The sequence below is a fragment of the Klebsiella sp. CSG-1 genome, from assembly GCF_056521145.1.
In genome coordinates this window covers 423,644-439,636 of sequence record NZ_JBWNLD010000001.1, presented here as the reverse complement: position 1 = coordinate 439,636, position 15,993 = coordinate 423,644, and the positions used below count along the sequence as shown (strand labels likewise).

At 62.3% G+C, this 15,993-nt stretch carries 12 protein-coding genes; 8 read left to right on the top strand and 4 right to left on the bottom strand.

Translation table 11 applies throughout. From position 1 onward, the window contains the following. Positions 1 to 5: 5 nt before the first annotated feature. Positions 6 to 224: an MbtH family protein gene (locus AC007G_RS02145; protein WP_032688956.1), complete on the top strand. Its 219-nt coding sequence runs from the start codon at positions 6 to 8 to the stop codon at positions 222 to 224. Continuing rightward, complete coding sequence (gene entF, locus AC007G_RS02140) at positions 221 to 4,102, top strand: enterobactin non-ribosomal peptide synthetase EntF (RefSeq protein WP_142630188.1); 3,882 nt, start codon at positions 221 to 223, stop codon at positions 4,100 to 4,102. Before AC007G_RS02145 ends, entF begins: the two co-directional genes overlap by 4 nt. Positions 4,103 to 4,845: 743 nt before the next feature. On the opposite strand, the gene fepC is transcribed toward entF, so the two are convergent. Genes fepC through fepD form a run of 3 tightly spaced genes read right to left on the bottom strand, consistent with a single transcriptional unit; the run spans position 4,846 to position 7,633 of the window. After that, entirely contained in the window at positions 4,846 to 5,640 is a 795-nt protein-coding gene (gene fepC, locus AC007G_RS02135; RefSeq protein ID WP_004859346.1) for an iron-enterobactin ABC transporter ATP-binding protein, read from the bottom strand. Continuing rightward, positions 5,637 to 6,629, bottom strand: coding sequence for an iron-enterobactin ABC transporter permease (fepG, locus tag AC007G_RS02130; protein ID WP_032700596.1), 993 nt, complete (start codon positions 6,627 to 6,629; stop codon positions 5,637 to 5,639). Before fepG ends, fepC begins: the two co-directional genes overlap by 4 nt. Beyond that, positions 6,626 to 7,633 (bottom strand): Fe(3+)-siderophore ABC transporter permease, encoded by a 1,008-nt coding sequence (gene fepD, locus AC007G_RS02125; protein ID WP_032700595.1) that lies wholly within the window; start codon positions 7,631 to 7,633, stop codon positions 6,626 to 6,628. The genes fepG and fepD overlap by 4 nt, the downstream gene beginning before the upstream one ends. Positions 7,634 to 7,870: 237 nt before the next feature. On the opposite strand from fepD, the gene entS reads away from it, so the two are divergent. Beyond that, a complete protein-coding gene (gene entS / locus AC007G_RS02120; RefSeq protein ID WP_099001244.1) occupies positions 7,871 to 9,112 on the top strand; it encodes an enterobactin transporter EntS in 1,242 nt (413 codons plus the stop codon). A gap of 90 nt (positions 9,113 to 9,202) precedes the next feature. Here entS and fepB read toward each other — a convergent pair whose 3' ends face one another. Further along, positions 9,203 to 10,162: a Fe2+-enterobactin ABC transporter substrate-binding protein gene (fepB, locus tag AC007G_RS02115; protein ID WP_032688949.1), complete on the bottom strand. Its 960-nt coding sequence runs from the start codon at positions 10,160 to 10,162 to the stop codon at positions 9,203 to 9,205. Positions 10,163 to 10,349: 187 nt separating this feature from the next. Here fepB and entC point away from each other — a divergent pair, with 187 nt between their 5' ends. From entC to entH, 5 genes are read left to right on the top strand one after another with little or no spacing between them, the layout of a single operon-like run. Beyond that, entirely contained in the window at positions 10,350 to 11,525 is a 1,176-nt protein-coding gene (gene entC, locus AC007G_RS02110) for an isochorismate synthase EntC (RefSeq protein WP_142630186.1), read from the top strand. Positions 11,526 to 11,534: 9 nt separating this feature from the next. After that, positions 11,535 to 13,142, top strand: coding sequence for a (2,3-dihydroxybenzoyl)adenylate synthase EntE (entE, locus tag AC007G_RS02105; RefSeq protein ID WP_032700594.1), 1,608 nt, complete (start codon positions 11,535 to 11,537; stop codon positions 13,140 to 13,142). 13 nt (positions 13,143 to 13,155) lie between these two features. Continuing rightward, positions 13,156 to 14,007 (top strand): enterobactin biosynthesis bifunctional isochorismatase/aryl carrier protein EntB, encoded by an 852-nt coding sequence (gene entB, locus AC007G_RS02100; RefSeq protein ID WP_032688945.1) that lies wholly within the window; start codon positions 13,156 to 13,158, stop codon positions 14,005 to 14,007. Continuing rightward, entirely contained in the window at positions 14,007 to 14,762 is a 756-nt protein-coding gene (gene entA / locus AC007G_RS02095) for a 2,3-dihydro-2,3-dihydroxybenzoate dehydrogenase EntA (protein ID WP_032688943.1), read from the top strand. Before entB ends, entA begins: the two co-directional genes overlap by 1 nt. Then, positions 14,763 to 15,176 carry a proofreading thioesterase EntH gene (gene entH, locus AC007G_RS02090; RefSeq protein ID WP_032688942.1) on the top strand — a complete coding sequence of 138 codons (414 nt, stop codon included), beginning with the start codon at positions 14,763 to 14,765 and terminating at the stop codon, positions 15,174 to 15,176. Positions 15,177 to 15,993: the final 817 nt, after the last annotated feature.

Sequence of the window (15,993 nt, the reverse complement as noted above, 5' to 3'; positions counted from 1 at the left end):
TTGGTATGCAATTCAGCAACCCCTTCGATAATCCGCAAGGGCAGTTTTACATTTTGCGCAACGAACAACAGCAGTACAGCCTGTGGCCGCACCACTGCGCGCTGCCGCAAGGCTGGGTAGTGGAATGCCCGCCGCAGTCCTTAGAGGCGTGCAACAGCTGGCTGGCGGCGAACTGGTCAACCCTTACCCCTGCCCACTATGCAACCTCAAGGAGCCGGACATGAGCACTCGTTTACCGCTGGTCGCGGCGCAGCCTGGGATCTGGATGGCGGAGCGCCTCTCTACGCTGCCCGGCGCATGGAGTGTCGCCCACTATGTCGAGCTGCGCGGCAACCTGGACCCGGCGCTGTTGGGACGGGCGATCGTCACCGGTCTGACGCAGGCCGACACCCTCAGCATGCGCTTTTGCGAAGATAACGGCGAAGCCTGGCAATGGGTCGATGAGCAGCGCGCTTTTGCCGAACCTGACTATTGCGATCTGCGCGAGGCGCGCGATCCGCACGACGCCGCGCTGGCGATAATGCAGGCCGACCTCGGGCAGAATTTACGCGTGGATGGCGGCAATCCGCTGGTTTGTCACCAGCTGCTGCGCGTGGCGGATGACTGCTGGTACTGGTATCAGCGTTATCATCATTTGCTGGTAGATGGCTTCAGTTTCCCCGCTATTACCCGCCAGATCGCGGCAATTTATCGCGCCTGGCAACGTGGGGAGGCGACGCCGGCGTCGCCATTTACCCCTTTCGCTGAGGTTGTTGAAGAGTATCAGCGCTACTACGGCAGTGAGGCCTGGCAGCGCGATAAAGCGTTCTGGATGGAACAGCGCAAAGCCCTGCCGTCACCGGCGTCGCTCTCTGCTGCGCCGCTGGCGGGGCGGGCGACCAGTAGCGATATCTGGCGTCTGAAGCTGGATCTGGATGCCAGTCTGTTCAGCCGCCTGGCCGCCGGCGCACCGCAGTGCCAGCGAGCCGATCTGGCGTTGGCGCTGACCACCCTGTGGCTCGGCCGTTTATGCAGCCGCATGGACTATGCGGCGGGCTTTATCTTTATGCGGCGGATGGGATCGGCGGCATTGACCGCAACCGGTCCGGTACTGAACGTCCTGCCGCTGGCGATACATATCGATGGGCAAGAAACCCTGGCGGAGCTGGCGCTGCGTCTCAGCGCCCAGCTGAAAAAGATGCGCCGCCACCAGCGCTACGATGCTGAACAAATCGTGCGCGATAGCGGCAAAGCGGCGGGCGATGAACCGCTGTTTGGCCCGGTGCTCAATGTGAAAGTTTTTGATTATGTTCTCGATATTGACGGTATCGACGCGGTGACCCACACCCTGGCGACCGGTCCGGTCAACGATCTGGAACTGGCGCTATTTCCGGATGAGTCCGGCGGACTGTCGCTGGAGGTGCTGGCGAACAAAGCGCGCTATGACGAAGCAACGTTGCGCGCTCACGTGGCACGGTTATCCGCGCTGCTGACCCAGTTTGCCGCCGATCCGGCGCTACGCTGCGCAGAGGCCAATCTGCTTTCGGCCGACGAGACGGCGCAGCTGGCGCAGGTCAATGATACCGGCGTGGCGCTGCCGACGACGACGCTCAGCGCCCTGGTGGCTGAACAGGCGGCGAAAACGCCGGATGCCCCGGCGCTGGCGGATGCCACCCGGCAGTTCAGCTATCGGGAGATGCGTCAGCAGGTGGTGGCGCTGGCGCGGCTGCTGCGTGAGCGCGGCGTTAAGCCCGGCGACAGCGTGGCGGTGGCGTTGCCGCGTTCGGTGTTCCTCACCCTCGCGCTGCACGGCATCGTCGAGGCCGGCGCGGCCTGGCTGCCGCTGGATACCGGGTATCCGGACGACCGCCTGCGGATGATGCTGGAGGACGCGCGTCCTACGCTGCTGATTACTGCAGAAGATCAGCTGGCCCGCTTCAGCGATATTCCGGGTCTTGAAACCCTGTGTTATCAGCAGCCGCTTGCGGCGGATGATGACACGCCGCTGGCGCTCTCACAGCCGGAGCAGACGGCGTACATCATCTTTACCTCCGGCTCCACCGGGCGCCCGAAAGGGGTGATGGTCGGGCAAACCGCGATCGTTAACCGTCTGCTGTGGATGCAAAATCACTATCCGCTTACCGCCGGGGATGTGGTGGCGCAGAAAACGCCGTGCAGCTTTGATGTGTCGGTATGGGAGTTCTGGTGGCCGTTTATCACCGGCGCACAGCTGGTGATGGCCGAACCGGAAGCCCATCGCGATCCGCAGGCGATGCAGCAGTTCTTTGCCCGCTACGGAGTGACCACCACCCACTTTGTGCCATCAATGCTGGCGGCGTTCGTGGCTTCGCTGGATGCTGAAAACGTAACGACCTGCCGGACGCTGAAGCGCGTCTTCTGCAGCGGGGAAGCACTGCCAACCGACCTGTGCCGCGAGTGGGAAGCGTTGACCGGCGCGCCGCTGCATAACCTCTATGGCCCGACCGAAGCGGCGGTGGATGTGAGCTGGTATCCGGCCTGCGGGGCGGAGCTGGCGGCGGTCACCGGCAACAGCGTGCCTATCGGCTGGCCGGTATGGAATACCGGGCTGCGTATTCTCGATGCCACTCTGCGGCCGGTTCCGCCGGGCGTCGCCGGGGATTTATATCTGACCGGCATACAGTTGGCTCAGGGGTATCTGGGCCGCCCGGATCTGACCGCTTCGCGCTTTATCGCCGACCCGTTTGCCGCCGGTGAGCGGATGTATCGCACCGGCGACGTGGCGCGCTGGCTGGATAACGGCGCGGTGGAGTACCTCGGGCGCAGCGATGACCAGCTGAAAATTCGCGGACAGCGTATTGAGCTGGGCGAAATCGACCGCGTCATGTCCGCGCTAGCGGACGTTTCCCTGGCGGTAACCCACGCCTGCGTTTTCAATCAGGCGGCGGCGACCGGTGGCGATGCCCGCCAGTTGGTCGGCTACCTGGTGTCAGAGTCCGGCCTGCCGCTGGATACGGCAGCGCTGAAAACGCGCCTGGCCGAACAGCTGCCGCCGCATATGGTGCCGGTGGTGTTGATTCAGCTAGCGGAACTGCCGCTGAGCGCCAACGGCAAACTGGATCGCAAAGCGCTGCCGCTGCCGACGTTGGGCACCGCGCGCGGCGGTCGTCCGCCGGAGCCGGGTATTGAAGCCACGGTCGCGGAGGCCTTCAGCCGGCTGCTGGGCTGCGAAGTGAACGACATTGAAGCCGATTTCTTCGCCCTCGGCGGTCATTCTCTGCTGGCGATGCGCCTGGCGGCGCAGCTTAGCCGCGAGCTGGGACGTCAGGTGACGCCCGGGCAGGTGATGGTGGCCTCGACGGTGGGGAAACTGAGCGCGCTGCTGGCGTCCGATCTCAGCGATGAGCAAGCGCAGCGCCTGGGCTTTGATGCGATTCTGCCGCTGCGCGTCAGCGACGGACCAACGCTGTTCTGTTTCCATCCGGCATCGGGTTTTGCCTGGCAGTTCAGCGTGCTGGCCCGCTATCTCAGCCCGCGCTGGTCGATTACCGGCATTCAGTCGCCGCGACCGGAAGGGCCGATGATGAGCGCGGCAAACCTCGATGAAGTGTGCGAGCAGCATCTGCAGACCTTGCTGGCGCAGCAGCCGCACGGGCCCTATTACCTGTTTGGCTATTCCCTCGGCGGGACGCTGGCGCAGGGCATTGCTGCCCGTTTGCGTCAGCGCGGCGAAGCGGTGGCGTTCCTCGGCTTGCTGGACACCTGGCCGCCGGAGACGCAGAACTGGGCGGAGAAAGAGGCTAACGGTCTGGACCCGGAGGTACTGGCCGAGATTGAACGTGAACGAGAGGCCTTCCTTGCCGCCCAGCAGGGGCAGGCTTCCGGCGAACTGTTCCGTGTCATCGAGGGCAACTATGCCGATGCGGTACGCCTGCTGACCACCGCGCATAGCGCGAAGTTTGATGGCAAAGCGACGCTGTTTGTGGCTGAAAAAACGCGCCAGGCGGGGATGGATCCGCAGGCGGCGTGGGAACCGTGGGTGGGTGAGCTGGAGGTCTTTAGCCAGAACTGCGCCCACGTGGATATTATCTCCCCGCAGGCCTTCGAATCGATTGGTCCGGTAGTGCGGGAGATTTTGGGGTAGCCCGGAGAAGATTGCCGGGTGGCGGCTGCCGCCTTACCCGGCCTACGGGACGATGCAGAGCCCGCGGAAGGAGACAGAACGGTAGGCCCGGTAAGCGTAGCGCCCCCGGGCGAATCCCCGATGGTCCGGTAGTGTGGGATATTTTGGGGTAGCAGCGGGGAAGATTGCCGGGTGGCGGCTGCCGCCTTACCCGGCCTACGGGACGATGCCGAGCCCGCGGAAGGAGACAGAACGGCAGGCCCGGTAAGCGCAGCGCTCCCCCGGGCGAATCCCCGATGGTTTGGTAGTGCGGGAGATTTTGGGGTAGCAGCGGGGAAGATTGCCGGGTGGCGGGTGGCGCCTTACCCGGCCTACGGGACGATGCCGAGCCCGCGGAAGGGGACAGAACGGTAGGTCTGGTAAGCGTAGCGCTCCCGGGCGAATCCCCGATGGTCCGGTAGTGTGGGAGATTTTGGGGTAGACCGGAGAAGATTGCCGGGTGGCGGCTGCCGCCTTACCCGGCCTACGGGACGATGCAGAGCCCGCGGAAGGAGACAGAACGGTAGGCCCGGTAAGCGCAGCGCCCCCGGGCGAAGCCCCGATGGTCCGGTAGTGCGGGAGATTTTGGGGTAGCCCGGAGAAGATTGCCGGGTGGCGGCTGCCGCCTTACCCGGCCTACGGGACGATGCAGAGCTCGCGGAAGGAGACAGAACGGTAGGCCCGGTAAGCGTAGCGCCACCGGGCGAAGTCCGCAGTGAGGGGATTTACCGGCGCCCCAGCGGTACGACCAGCGGCGTATGGGCGACCGGATCGTCAATGATCATGCAGCGCAGGCCGTAAATCTGCTCGATCAATTCGGCGGTGACAATCTCTTTCGGCGCCCCCTCGGCAATGATTTTACCCTCGCGCAAGGCAATCAAATGCGTTGCGTAGCGGCAGGCCTGGTTGAGGTCGTGCAGTACCGCCGCCAGGGTATACCCCTTTTCGCGGTTGAGCTCGCTCAGCAGCTCCAGCAGATCGATTTGATGGCTGATATCCAGCCAGGTAGTGGGCTCATCGAGCAGCATAATGGCCGTTTCCTGCGCCAGCACCATGGCAATCCAGGCCCGCTGCCGTTGGCCGCCGGAGAGCGTATCGACGCTTTGTCGTGCCAGATCGGTTATTCCGGTCGCCCTCATGGCGCTGTTGACCGCGTCATCATCCTCTTTACGCCAGCGGGTAAACAGCGGCTGATGCGGATAGCGGCCGCGCGCCACCAGCTCCTGAACGGTAATATCCCCCGGGGTGGTGGCATTTTGCGCCAGCAGACCGATGCGTTTCGCCACCTCTTTGCTGGCATAGCGCTGGATCTGCTCACCGTCGAGATAAACATGGCCGCTGGCCGGCGTCATCAGGCGACTCAGGGTTCGCAGCAGCGTCGATTTCCCGCAGCCATTAGGGCCAATGATTGCGGTGAAATGGCCATCAGGAATGGTCACATTCAGCGATTCGGCGATGGTCTTTTTGCCGTACGCCAGGGTTAGCTGGTCGCCGCGCAAACGGGTCGTTTCGGCGGTCATTTTTTGCGGGACTCCTGAATTAACAGCGCGATGAGATAGATGCCGCCGAGGCTGACGGTCACCACTCCCACCGGTAATTGATAAGGCATAAACAGGCGCTGGGCGCTGTAGTCAGCCAGCGCCAGCAGCAGCGCGCCGCAGAGCGCCGATTGGGTTAATCCCCAGCGCGCGGTGCCGCTCAGGCGGCGGGCGATATGCGGCGCGACCAGGGCGATAAACGAGATCGGTCCGGCTAACGCGGTGGCGGCGGCGGTCAGTACCACGCCCACCAGCATCATCAGCAGGCGCGAACGTTCTACCCGCACGCCGAGCGCGCAGGCGGTATCGTCGCCCATCTCCAGCAGGCGCATGCGCCGGGCAAGCAGTGCCGCCGCTATCAGCATCAGCACAATCAGCGGCGCGGAGGGCCAGGTTTTTCCCCAGGTCAGGCCATTGAGCGAGCCGGCATTCCACAACCCGGCGGAGAGAGCGGTCTCCAGCGAGGCGCGCAGCAGCAGCCAGGTATTGAAGGCCACCAGCATGGCGCGAACGCCGATGCCGATAATAATCAGGCGAAACGTTTCAATGCCGTTGCGCCAGGCCAGCAGCCAGACCACCAGCGCGGTCAACACGCCGCCGGTCATTGCCGCCAGCGCAATCGCCGTCAGGTTCTGGCCGAACATCACCATCGCCACCAGCACGCCACTCCAGGCGCCGGTGTTGAAGCCCATCACATCGGGGCTGCCCAGCGGGTTGCGCATCAGCGACTGAAAAATGGCGCCGCTGACGCCAAGTCCCGCACCGATCAGCAGGGCCATCAGCACCCGCGGCAGTCGCCATTCGGTGACCACCATGGTGATATTACGCGGCGCATCGCCCAGCAGAGCGGAAAGCACCTGCTCGACGCTTAACGGCACCAGACCGCTGCCGAGGCCCCAGAGGGAGACCAGCAGGCTGGTAGCCAGCAGAATCAGACAGCTGAGCAACAGTCGGCGAGAAGGGGCTATCATATTGCACCTCCGCGCGGCTGACGGCGCACCAGCCAAATCAGCACCGGCGCGCCGATAAAGGCGCTGACCACCGATACTCGCAGTTCACCGGGGACCAGCAGGCGACCCAATACATCGGCAAACAGCAGCAGAGCAGGGGTTGCCAGTAAGGTGACCGGCAACGACCAGCGATGGTCAGCGCCCACCAGCCAGCGCGACATATGCGGCATCATCAGGCCGATAAAGGCGATGGGGCCAACTACCGCCGTGGCACTACCGCAGAGCACGGTAATCGCCAGCAGGCCGATAACCTGAGTGCGGGCGACCCGGCTGCCGAGCGCGGTGGCGGTATCGTTGCCGAGACTCAGACTGTTCAACGCCCGGCTTAACAACAGCGTCACGGCGGCGGCAATCACCACCGGCAGGAGGACGATTTTCAGCGTCTGCAGCGTGCGAATATCCAGCGAACCGGCCTGCCAGAAGCGCAGCTGGTCGTAAACATCGGGGTTGAGCAGCGCAATGCCGTTGGAGAGCCCTTCCAGCACGGCCGCCAGCGCCACGCCGGCTAGCGTCAGACGTACCGGACTGAGCTGACCGCCGCCCTGACTGCCGGTAAAGGCCACCAGCAGCGAGGCGCCAAACGCGCCGCAAAACGACATCAGCAGCTGTTCCTGCGGGGAGTGGATGCCAAACAGCGCGGCACCCAGCACAATCGCGAAGCTGGCGCCGGAGTTCACGCCGAGAATGCCGGGATCGGCAAGGGGATTACGCGTCAGAGTCTGCATCAGCGATCCTGCCAGGCCCAGCGCGGCGCCGGCCAGTAGTCCCGCCAGGGTCCGCGGCAGCCGGGCATCCAGCACGATAGTACAGTCGGCGCTCTGACAGGTACCGGAAAAAGCCTCCACGACGACGCTCACTGGAAGAGGTTTGGCGCCAATCAGCAGGCTGAGAGCGATAGCAAAGGCTAAAACGAGTAACAGACCAGGTACGGCAACGGCGCGCACCGTGGTCGTAGAAAACGACATAATTCACATCCCTGACATGATAATGATAGTAATTATCGTTATCGATTCTATTCAGTTATGTTAGCATGGCGGCCCACAAGAATGGTATACGCAAAATCATTCAGAATGCATCGCGGCGGCAAACGCACGCTTGCCTGGAAGTATCGCTAACCGTATGACCGGGTTAAGGAAGTGCAGCCAATAAGTACGCTGCCTGAACGATCGCGCGTTGATGGAAAATAATAACAAGGCGCTGTAATGAACCGACAATCCCGGCTGCTGAACCTCAGTCTGCTGCAAACCCATCCGGCGTTTCGCGCCGTCTTTATCGCCCGTTTTATCTCGATCCTGTCGCTTGGCCTGCTGGGCGTGGCGATTCCGGTACAAATCCAGATGATGACCCACTCCACCTGGCAGGTCGGGCTCTCGGTCACGTTGACCGGCTGCTCAATGTTTGTTGGCCTGATGGTCGGCGGCGTGCTGGCGGATCGCTATGAGCGGAAACGTTTGATTCTGCTGGCGCGGGGAACCTGCGGCGTGGGGTTTGTCGGTCTGTGCCTCAACGCGCTGCTGCCTGAGCCATCGCTCATCGCTATCTATCTGCTGGGTATCTGGGACGGTTTTTTTGCTTCGCTGGGCGTGACGGCGCTGCTGGCGGCGACGCCGGCGCTGGTCGGGCGTGAAAACCTGATGCAGGCCGGGGCGATCACCATGCTGACGGTGCGCCTGGGATCGGTGATTTCGCCGATGATCGGCGGTCTGCTGCTGGCCACCGGCGGCGTAGCCTGGAACTATGGCCTGGCGGCGGCGGGCACCTTTATCACCACCCTGACCCTGCTGCGCTTGCCGCTGCTACCGCCGCCACCGCAGCCGCGGGAACACCCGCTGAAGTCGCTGCTGGCGGGGCTGAAGTTCCTCTTCAACAGCCCGCTGATTGGCGGGATTGCTCTGCTGGGCGGTCTGTTGACGATGGCGAGCGCGGTACGGGTGCTTTATCCGGCGCTGGCCGACGGCTGGCGGATGTCGGCCTCGCAGATTGGCTTGCTATATGCCGCTATTCCGCTGGGGGCAGCGTTTGGGGCGTTGACCAGCGGTCAGCTGGCGCAAACGGCAAAACCGGGCGCTCTGATGCTGATGACGACGGTCGGCTCATTTGTGGCCATCGCGCTATTTAGCCTGATGCCGGTCTGGGCATTGGGCGCGCTGTGTCTGGCGCTGTTTGGCTGGCTGAGCGCGATCAGCTCGCTGTTGCAGTACACCCTGATTCAGACCCAGACGCCGGAAGCGATGCTCGGGCGGATTAACGGTCTGTGGACCGCGCAGAACGTTACTGGCGATGCCATTGGCGCCGCGTTGCTGGGTGGGCTGGGGGCGATAATGACGCCGGTCGCGTCGGCGAGCGCCAGCGGTTGGGTGCTGGTGATTGTCGGCGTAATACTGATTGGGCTGCTGGGGGAGCTGCGTCGTTTCCAGCGTCCTGAAACGGTCAGCGAGGTCTGAAACCGCTAGCCCGGATAGCGGCGTCAACGCCTTATCCGGGCCACAGAGCGATGATTGGCGGCAGGGCGCAGCGCCTGCCGGGCATGAAGGTTAGCCGAAGAGGGTGGCGAGACGCTGCAGTACCAGCATGGCGCTGTAGTAATCGAGACGGAATGTTTCTGTACCGAGCGGATAGACGCGTTTGTTCTCTACCGCCGGGAGGTGCGCCAGCAGTGGGTTGGCGTAAATCGCATCGGCATCTTTTCCGTCACCGGCGAACAGGAACAGGCTGTTGCCATTGAGGCCTGCGGCTAAATTTTCGCCGCCCAGCTGGATAATGTCATGGCGTTTCCCCTGGCTCTGGCTGGCATGCAGACCGGCGGGTAAGGTCGCCAGTTTAAAGCCCAGCTGTTCAAGCATCTGACCTTGAGCGGATTCCGGCGTCCACAGGTTGGCGCTGTGGGCGGCGGCGGTATAGACCAGCGCGCTGACCGGCTGCGGCGGGAGTTTCATCTGTTGCTTCAGGGTGGCGAGCTGCTTATCAAACTCAGCAATACGCGCGGTCGCCTGCTTTTCCTGGCCGGTGATGTGCCCCAGTTCGGTCAACAGCGCCTGCCAGCTTTTGTCATCGTAATTAATGATAAGCGTTGGAGCGATGGTGGAGAGCTGGTCATACAGCGCGAGGGCGGAATCCCCGCCGGTAGCGCTAATCAGAATCAGATCCGGCATTTGTGCGGCTACGGCCTCGGCGCTGGGTTCGCCGATGTACAGGCGCGCGAGCTTACGTTCTTTCGCGACGGCGCTCCACTGACGTAGAAATCCCCGATCGTCGGCCACGCGGTTGTTCGGCGTGGTTGCGCCGCTGGCGACCACCGGCGCGTCAATCGCCAGTAAGGATCCGGTGAGGGTGACACTGGTGGAGACGATGCGCAGGGGTTTGCTTTCCAGCGTATGTGCGCCGCGGCTATCGGTCACCTGACGAGGCCAGTCGGCTGCCAGAGCTGAGGTAATTCCTAAAAGCACCAGCCCGCAGGCCAGCAGGGTACGGCGACATAATGTGGACAAATTCACGAATTCGCATCCTGATTCAGTTGGGATAAATGCGTCTCATTTTCAACTTTGTCGTGCGCGGATGCAAGCCTAAGTCGCACAACATGCCGTTTGTACGGTTGACATGGCAGGCAATACCTTTTAGGTTAGCCAACCAAAATATAAATGATAATTATTCGTAATATCTTTATCGTTTTTGGAGGATGATATGGAAACGTCACTGGCCGAGGATGTACAGGAACAAAAAATGACCCTGTTGCCGGAAAGCTTCTTCTTTATGTCGCCGTACCGCAGTTTTCGTACCGCGGGCTGTTTTAGCCGTTTTTCCCACTCTGCCGCCGATGGCGCGCTGCTCGATGGGGAGTTTCAGCGGAATATGGCGGCCGCGTTCACTGACGCGAAGGCTGCCGGGATCCGTAAGCCGGTGATGGTCGGCGCTATCCCGTTTGATACCAACCAGCCTTCCGAACTGTTTATTCCAGAGAACTGGGAGAATTTCTCCCGCACCGGTAAACAGCAGTCGGCGCGCTACTTTACCGCCCAGACGCCAATGGATGTCGTGGAGCGTCAGGAGATTCCTCAACAGGATGCGTTTATGGCGATGGTTGAGCGGGCCGCCGGGCTGACCGCGACGCCGGAAGTGGACAAGGTTGTCCTGTCACGCCTGATCGATATTACCACCCGCGAGCGCGTGGACAGCGGCGCGCTGCTCGAGCGCCTGATCGCGCAGAACCCTGCCAGCTTTAACTTCCACGTGCCGCTCTCCGACGGCGGCGTGCTGCTGGGCGCCAGCCCGGAGCTGCTGCTGCGCAAAGAGGGCGATCATTTCAGCTCCCTGCCGCTGGCCGGCTCGGCCCGCCGCCAGCCGGATGACGTACTGGATCGCGAAGCGGGTAACAAGCTACTGGCTTCCGGAAAAGATCGCCACGAGCACGAACTGGTGACCCAGGCGATGAAGGCGGTGCTGACGCCGCGCTGCCGTGAACTGTCGCTGCCGGATTCCCCACAGCTGGTCACCACGCCAACGCTATGGCACCTGGCGACGCCGATTGAAGGTACCGCGCTGGCGCAGGAGAACGCGATGTCGCTGGCCTGCCTGCTGCATCCGACCCCGGCTCTGAGCGGTTTCCCACATCAGGTGGCGAAACGACTGATTGCCGAGCTTGAACCGTTCGACCGCCAGCTGTTTGGCGGCATTGTTGGCTGGTGCGATGACGAAGGTAACGGCGAATGGGTGGTGACGATTCGCTGCGCTCGCCTGCATCAGCGTACGCTGCGTCTGTTTGCCGGCGCGGGGATTGTTCCGGCCTCCTCTCCGCTGGGAGAGTGGCGTGAAACCGGCGTCAAACTGACGACCATGCTGAATGTGTTTGGCTTGAATTAAGAGGCAATGATGATTGCATTTAACCGCTGGCCGGAAAGTTTTGCCGCCCGCTACCGCGAAAAGGGCTACTGGCAGGATTTGCCGCTAACCAACCTGATTACCCGTCACGCCGACAGCGACGCCATCGCCATTATCGACGGTGATAAGCAGCACAGCTATCGTCAGTTCAATCAGCAGGTGGATAACCTGGCCTCGTCGCTCCAGCGTCTGGGGCTGAAGCGCGGTGAAACCGCGCTGGTGCAGCTGGGCAACGTCGCCGAATTCTACATCACCCTGTTTGCGCTGCTGCGTATCGGGGTGGCGCCGGTGAATGCGTTGTTCAGCCATCAGCGCAGCGAGCTGAATGCCTACGCGACGCAAATTGAGCCCGCGCTGCTGATTGCCGATCGCGAGCATGCGCTGTTTGCCGATGATCATTTCCTGAATGGCTTTGTTGAGCAGCATGCGTCAGTACGGGTTGTGCTGCTGCGCAACGATTGCGGTGAATACGATCTGGCGGCGGCGATCGCGCGGCCGGCGGAGAACTTTATCGCGAATCCGACACCTGCCGATGAAGTGGCCTTTTTCCAGCTCTCCGGCGGCAGTACCGGGACGCCGAAGCTGATACCTCGCACCCATAACGACTACGACTACAGCATCCGTCGCAGTAACGAAATTTGCGGCATCAGCGCGGAAACTCGCTACCTCAACGCGCTGCCCGCCGCCCACAACTACGCGATGAGCTCGCCGGGTTCCCTCGGCGTGTTCCTCGCCGGTGGTCGGGTGATTCTGGCCGCCGATCCGAGCGCGACGCTCTGCTTCCCGCTGATTGAACAACATCAGATTAACGTCGCTTCACTGGTACCGCCGGCGGTCAGCCTGTGGCTACAGGCGATCCGCGAAGGGGCCGGGAATGCGCAGCTGCGTTCGCTGACGCTGCTGCAGGTTGGCGGCGCGCGCCTGTCGGCAACGCTGGCGGCGCGGATTCCGGCGGAGATTGGCTGCCAGCTTCAGCAGGTCTTCGGCATGGCGGAAGGGCTGGTGAACTACACCCGCCTCAACGACAGCCCGGAGCGCATCATCAATACCCAGGGTTGCCCGATGTGCCCGGACGATGAGGTCTGGGTGGCAGATGCCGACGGCAACCCGCTACCACGTGGCGAGGTGGGACGTCTGATGACCCGGGGTCCATACACCTTCCGCGGCTACTACAAAAGTCCACAGCATAACGCCGAAGCGTTTGATGCCGACGGTTTTTACTGTTCCGGCGATCTGATCTCGATCGACGAAGACGGGTACATCACCGTGCAGGGGCGTGAAAAAGATCAGATCAACCGCGGCGGCGAGAAGATCGCGGCGGAGGAAGTTGAAAACCTGCTGCTGCGCCATCCGGCGGTGATCCATGCCGCGCTGGTCAGCATGGAAGATAGCCTGCTGGGCGAGAAAAGCTGCGCGTATCTGGTGGTGAAAGAGCCGCTGCGTGCGGTAGCGGTACGCCGTTTCCTGCGCGAACAGGGCGTCGCGGAATTTAAACTGCCGGACCGTGTGGAGTGCCTGGATGCGCTGCCGCTGACGCCGGTGGGCAAAGTCGATAAAAAACAATTACGCCAGTGGCTGGCTTCACGCGAGCCGGGCTGAAGGAGAAGAGAGAATGGCCATCCCGAAATTACAGGCTTACACGCTGCCGGAAGCCAGCGACATCCCGGCGAACAAAGTGAACTGGGCTTTTGAGCCATCCCGCGCTGCGCTGCTGATCCACGATATGCAGGAATATTTCCTCAACTTCTGGGGCGAAGACAGCGCTATGATGGCGAAAGTCGTTGCCAATATTGCCGCGCTGCGTGATTTCTGCAAACAGAATAACATTCCGGTGTTTTACACCGCGCAACCGAAAGAGCAAAGCGATGAAGATCGCGCCCTGCTTAATGATATGTGGGGGCCGGGCCTGACCCGTTCGCCGGAGCAGCAGCGCGTGATTGCCGCGCTGGCGCCGGATGAACACGACACCGTACTGGTGAAGTGGCGCTACAGTGCGTTTCACCGCTCGCCGCTGGAAGAGATGCTCAAAGAGAGCGGCCGCGATCAGCTGATTATCACCGGCGTCTATGCCCATATCGGCTGTATGACTACCGCTACCGACGCCTTTATGCGCGATATTAAGCCGTTCTTCGTCGCCGATGCGCTGGCTGACTTTAGCCGTGAAGAACATCTGATGTCGCTGAAATATGTTGCCGGTCGTAGTGGCCGCGTAGTGATGACCGAAGAGCTGCTGCCGCTGCCGGCATCAAAAACGGCGCTGCGTGCGCTGGTGCTGCCGCTGCTCGATGAATCCGACGAGCCTATGGATGACGAAAATCTGATCGACTACGGTCTGGACTCGGTACGTATGATGGCGCTGGCCGCCCGCTGGCGCAAAGTGCACGGCGATATTGACTTCGTGATGCTGGCGAAAAACCCGACCATTGACGCCTGGTGGGCGCTGCTCTCCCGTGAGGTGAAATAATGGCCGCGCTGGATTTTCAGGGGCAAACCGTTTGGGTCACCGGCGCCGGTAAAGGGATTGGTTATGCAACGGCGCTGGCGTTTGTTGAAGCCGGCGCCCGGGTGAGCGGTTTCGATCTCGCTTTTGAGGGCGATGACTATCCGTTTGCCACCCACACCCTGGATGTTGCCAATGCGCAGCAGGTGGCCGAGGTGTGCGGGCATCTGCTGAAAGGCATCGATCGGCTGGATGTGCTGGTTAACGCCGCGGGGATTCTGCGCATGGGCGCGACCGATGAGCTGAGTCTGGAGGCATGGCAGCAGACTTTCGCCGTCAACGTCGGCGGCGCGTTTAACCTGTTCCAGCAGACGATGGGCCAGTTCCGTCGCCAGCAGGGCGGGGCCATTGTCACCGTTGCCTCCGATGCCGCGCATACGCCGCGCATCGGCATGAGCGCCTACGGCGCCTCAAAGGCGGCGCTGAAAAGTCTGGCGCTGACCGTGGGCCTCGAGCTGGCGGGCAGCGGCGTACGCTGCAACCTGGTTTCGCCGGGCTCCACCGACACCGATATGCAACGCACGCTGTGGGTGAGTGAGGATGCCGAGCAGCGCCGTATCCGCGGTTTCGGCGAGCAGTTTAAGCTCGGGATCCCGCTGGGTAAAATTGCGCGTCCGCAGGAGATTGCCAGCACGATTCTGTTCCTCGCTTCCGATCACGCCAGTCATATCACGCTGCAGGATATCGTGGTGGACGGCGGCTCGACGCTGGGGGCGTAAATGGCCTGGAAACGTCAGTTGACGCTGGAGGCGCTTAATGCCACCAGCGAGAATACGATGGTTGCTCACCTGGGGATTGTCTACACCCGACTGGAAGAAGGGCTGCTGGAGGCGAGTATGCCGGTTGATGCGCGTACTCATCAACCGTTTGGTCTGCTGCACGGCGGCGCCTCCGCGGCGCTGGCGGAGACGCTGGGGTCGATGGCCGGCTGGCTGATGACCGAAGAGGGGCAGTGCGTGGTGGGGACCGAGCTGAATGCAACCCACCATCGGGCGGTCTCGAGCGGTCGCGTGCGCGGCGAGTGTCGCCCTCTGCACCTCGGGCGTCAGAACCAGAGCTGGGAGATTGCGGTGTTTGACGAGCGGGGCCGCCGCTGCTGTACCTGCCGCCTGGGGACCGCGGTCCTCGGCTGAGGCGCTCTGCTCCCGGCTGGCGGCGTGAACGCCTTAGCCGGTTACGGATTAACAACCGTCTGTGATTTTGTCGCCCGGGAGGCGCAATATTCCATCTCCGGGAGCGGCCTCCGTGTGGCAATACTCTGCGGCCGACTCCCCGGTGGCGCTGTGCTTACCGGGGCTACGGGACCCGGGCTAAGCTCCCTGCTTTCCCGGCTGGCGGCGTGAACGCCTTAGCCGGGCTACGGATTAACAACCGTCTGTGGTTTTGTCGCCCGGGAGGCGCAATATTTCATCTCCGGGAGCGTCCTTCGTGTGGCAATACTCTGCGGCCGACTCCCCGGTGGCGCTGCGCTTACCGGGGCTACGGGACCCGGGCTATGCTCTCTGCTTTCCCGGCTGGCGGCGTGAACGCCTTAGCCGGGCTACGGATTAACAACCGTCTGTGGTTTTGTCGCCTGGGGAATGCACAATATTTCATCTCCGGGAGCGGCCTCCGTGTGGCAATACTCTGCGGCCGACTCCCCGGTGGCGCTGCGCTTACCGGGGCTACGGGACTGGGGACCGCGGTCCTCGGCTGAGGCGCTCTGCTCCCGGCTGGCGCTATGCTTAGCCGGGCGACGGGCCGGTGCGGTAAGGTTGCCTGGTGCAGGCGTTTACGCCGCGATCCGGGGGTTGTCTGACCACGTATCATGTAGCGCTTTCTTGCTGACGATACATTCCATTTTCCCCCCAGAAGTGATCTCGCTAGCAATGTGAGATAAATCCCTGTCTTTGTACGACATCTGTACGGTTTCAATGTTGTTAAACCCGGCGTTGTGTTCTAGAAACAAAA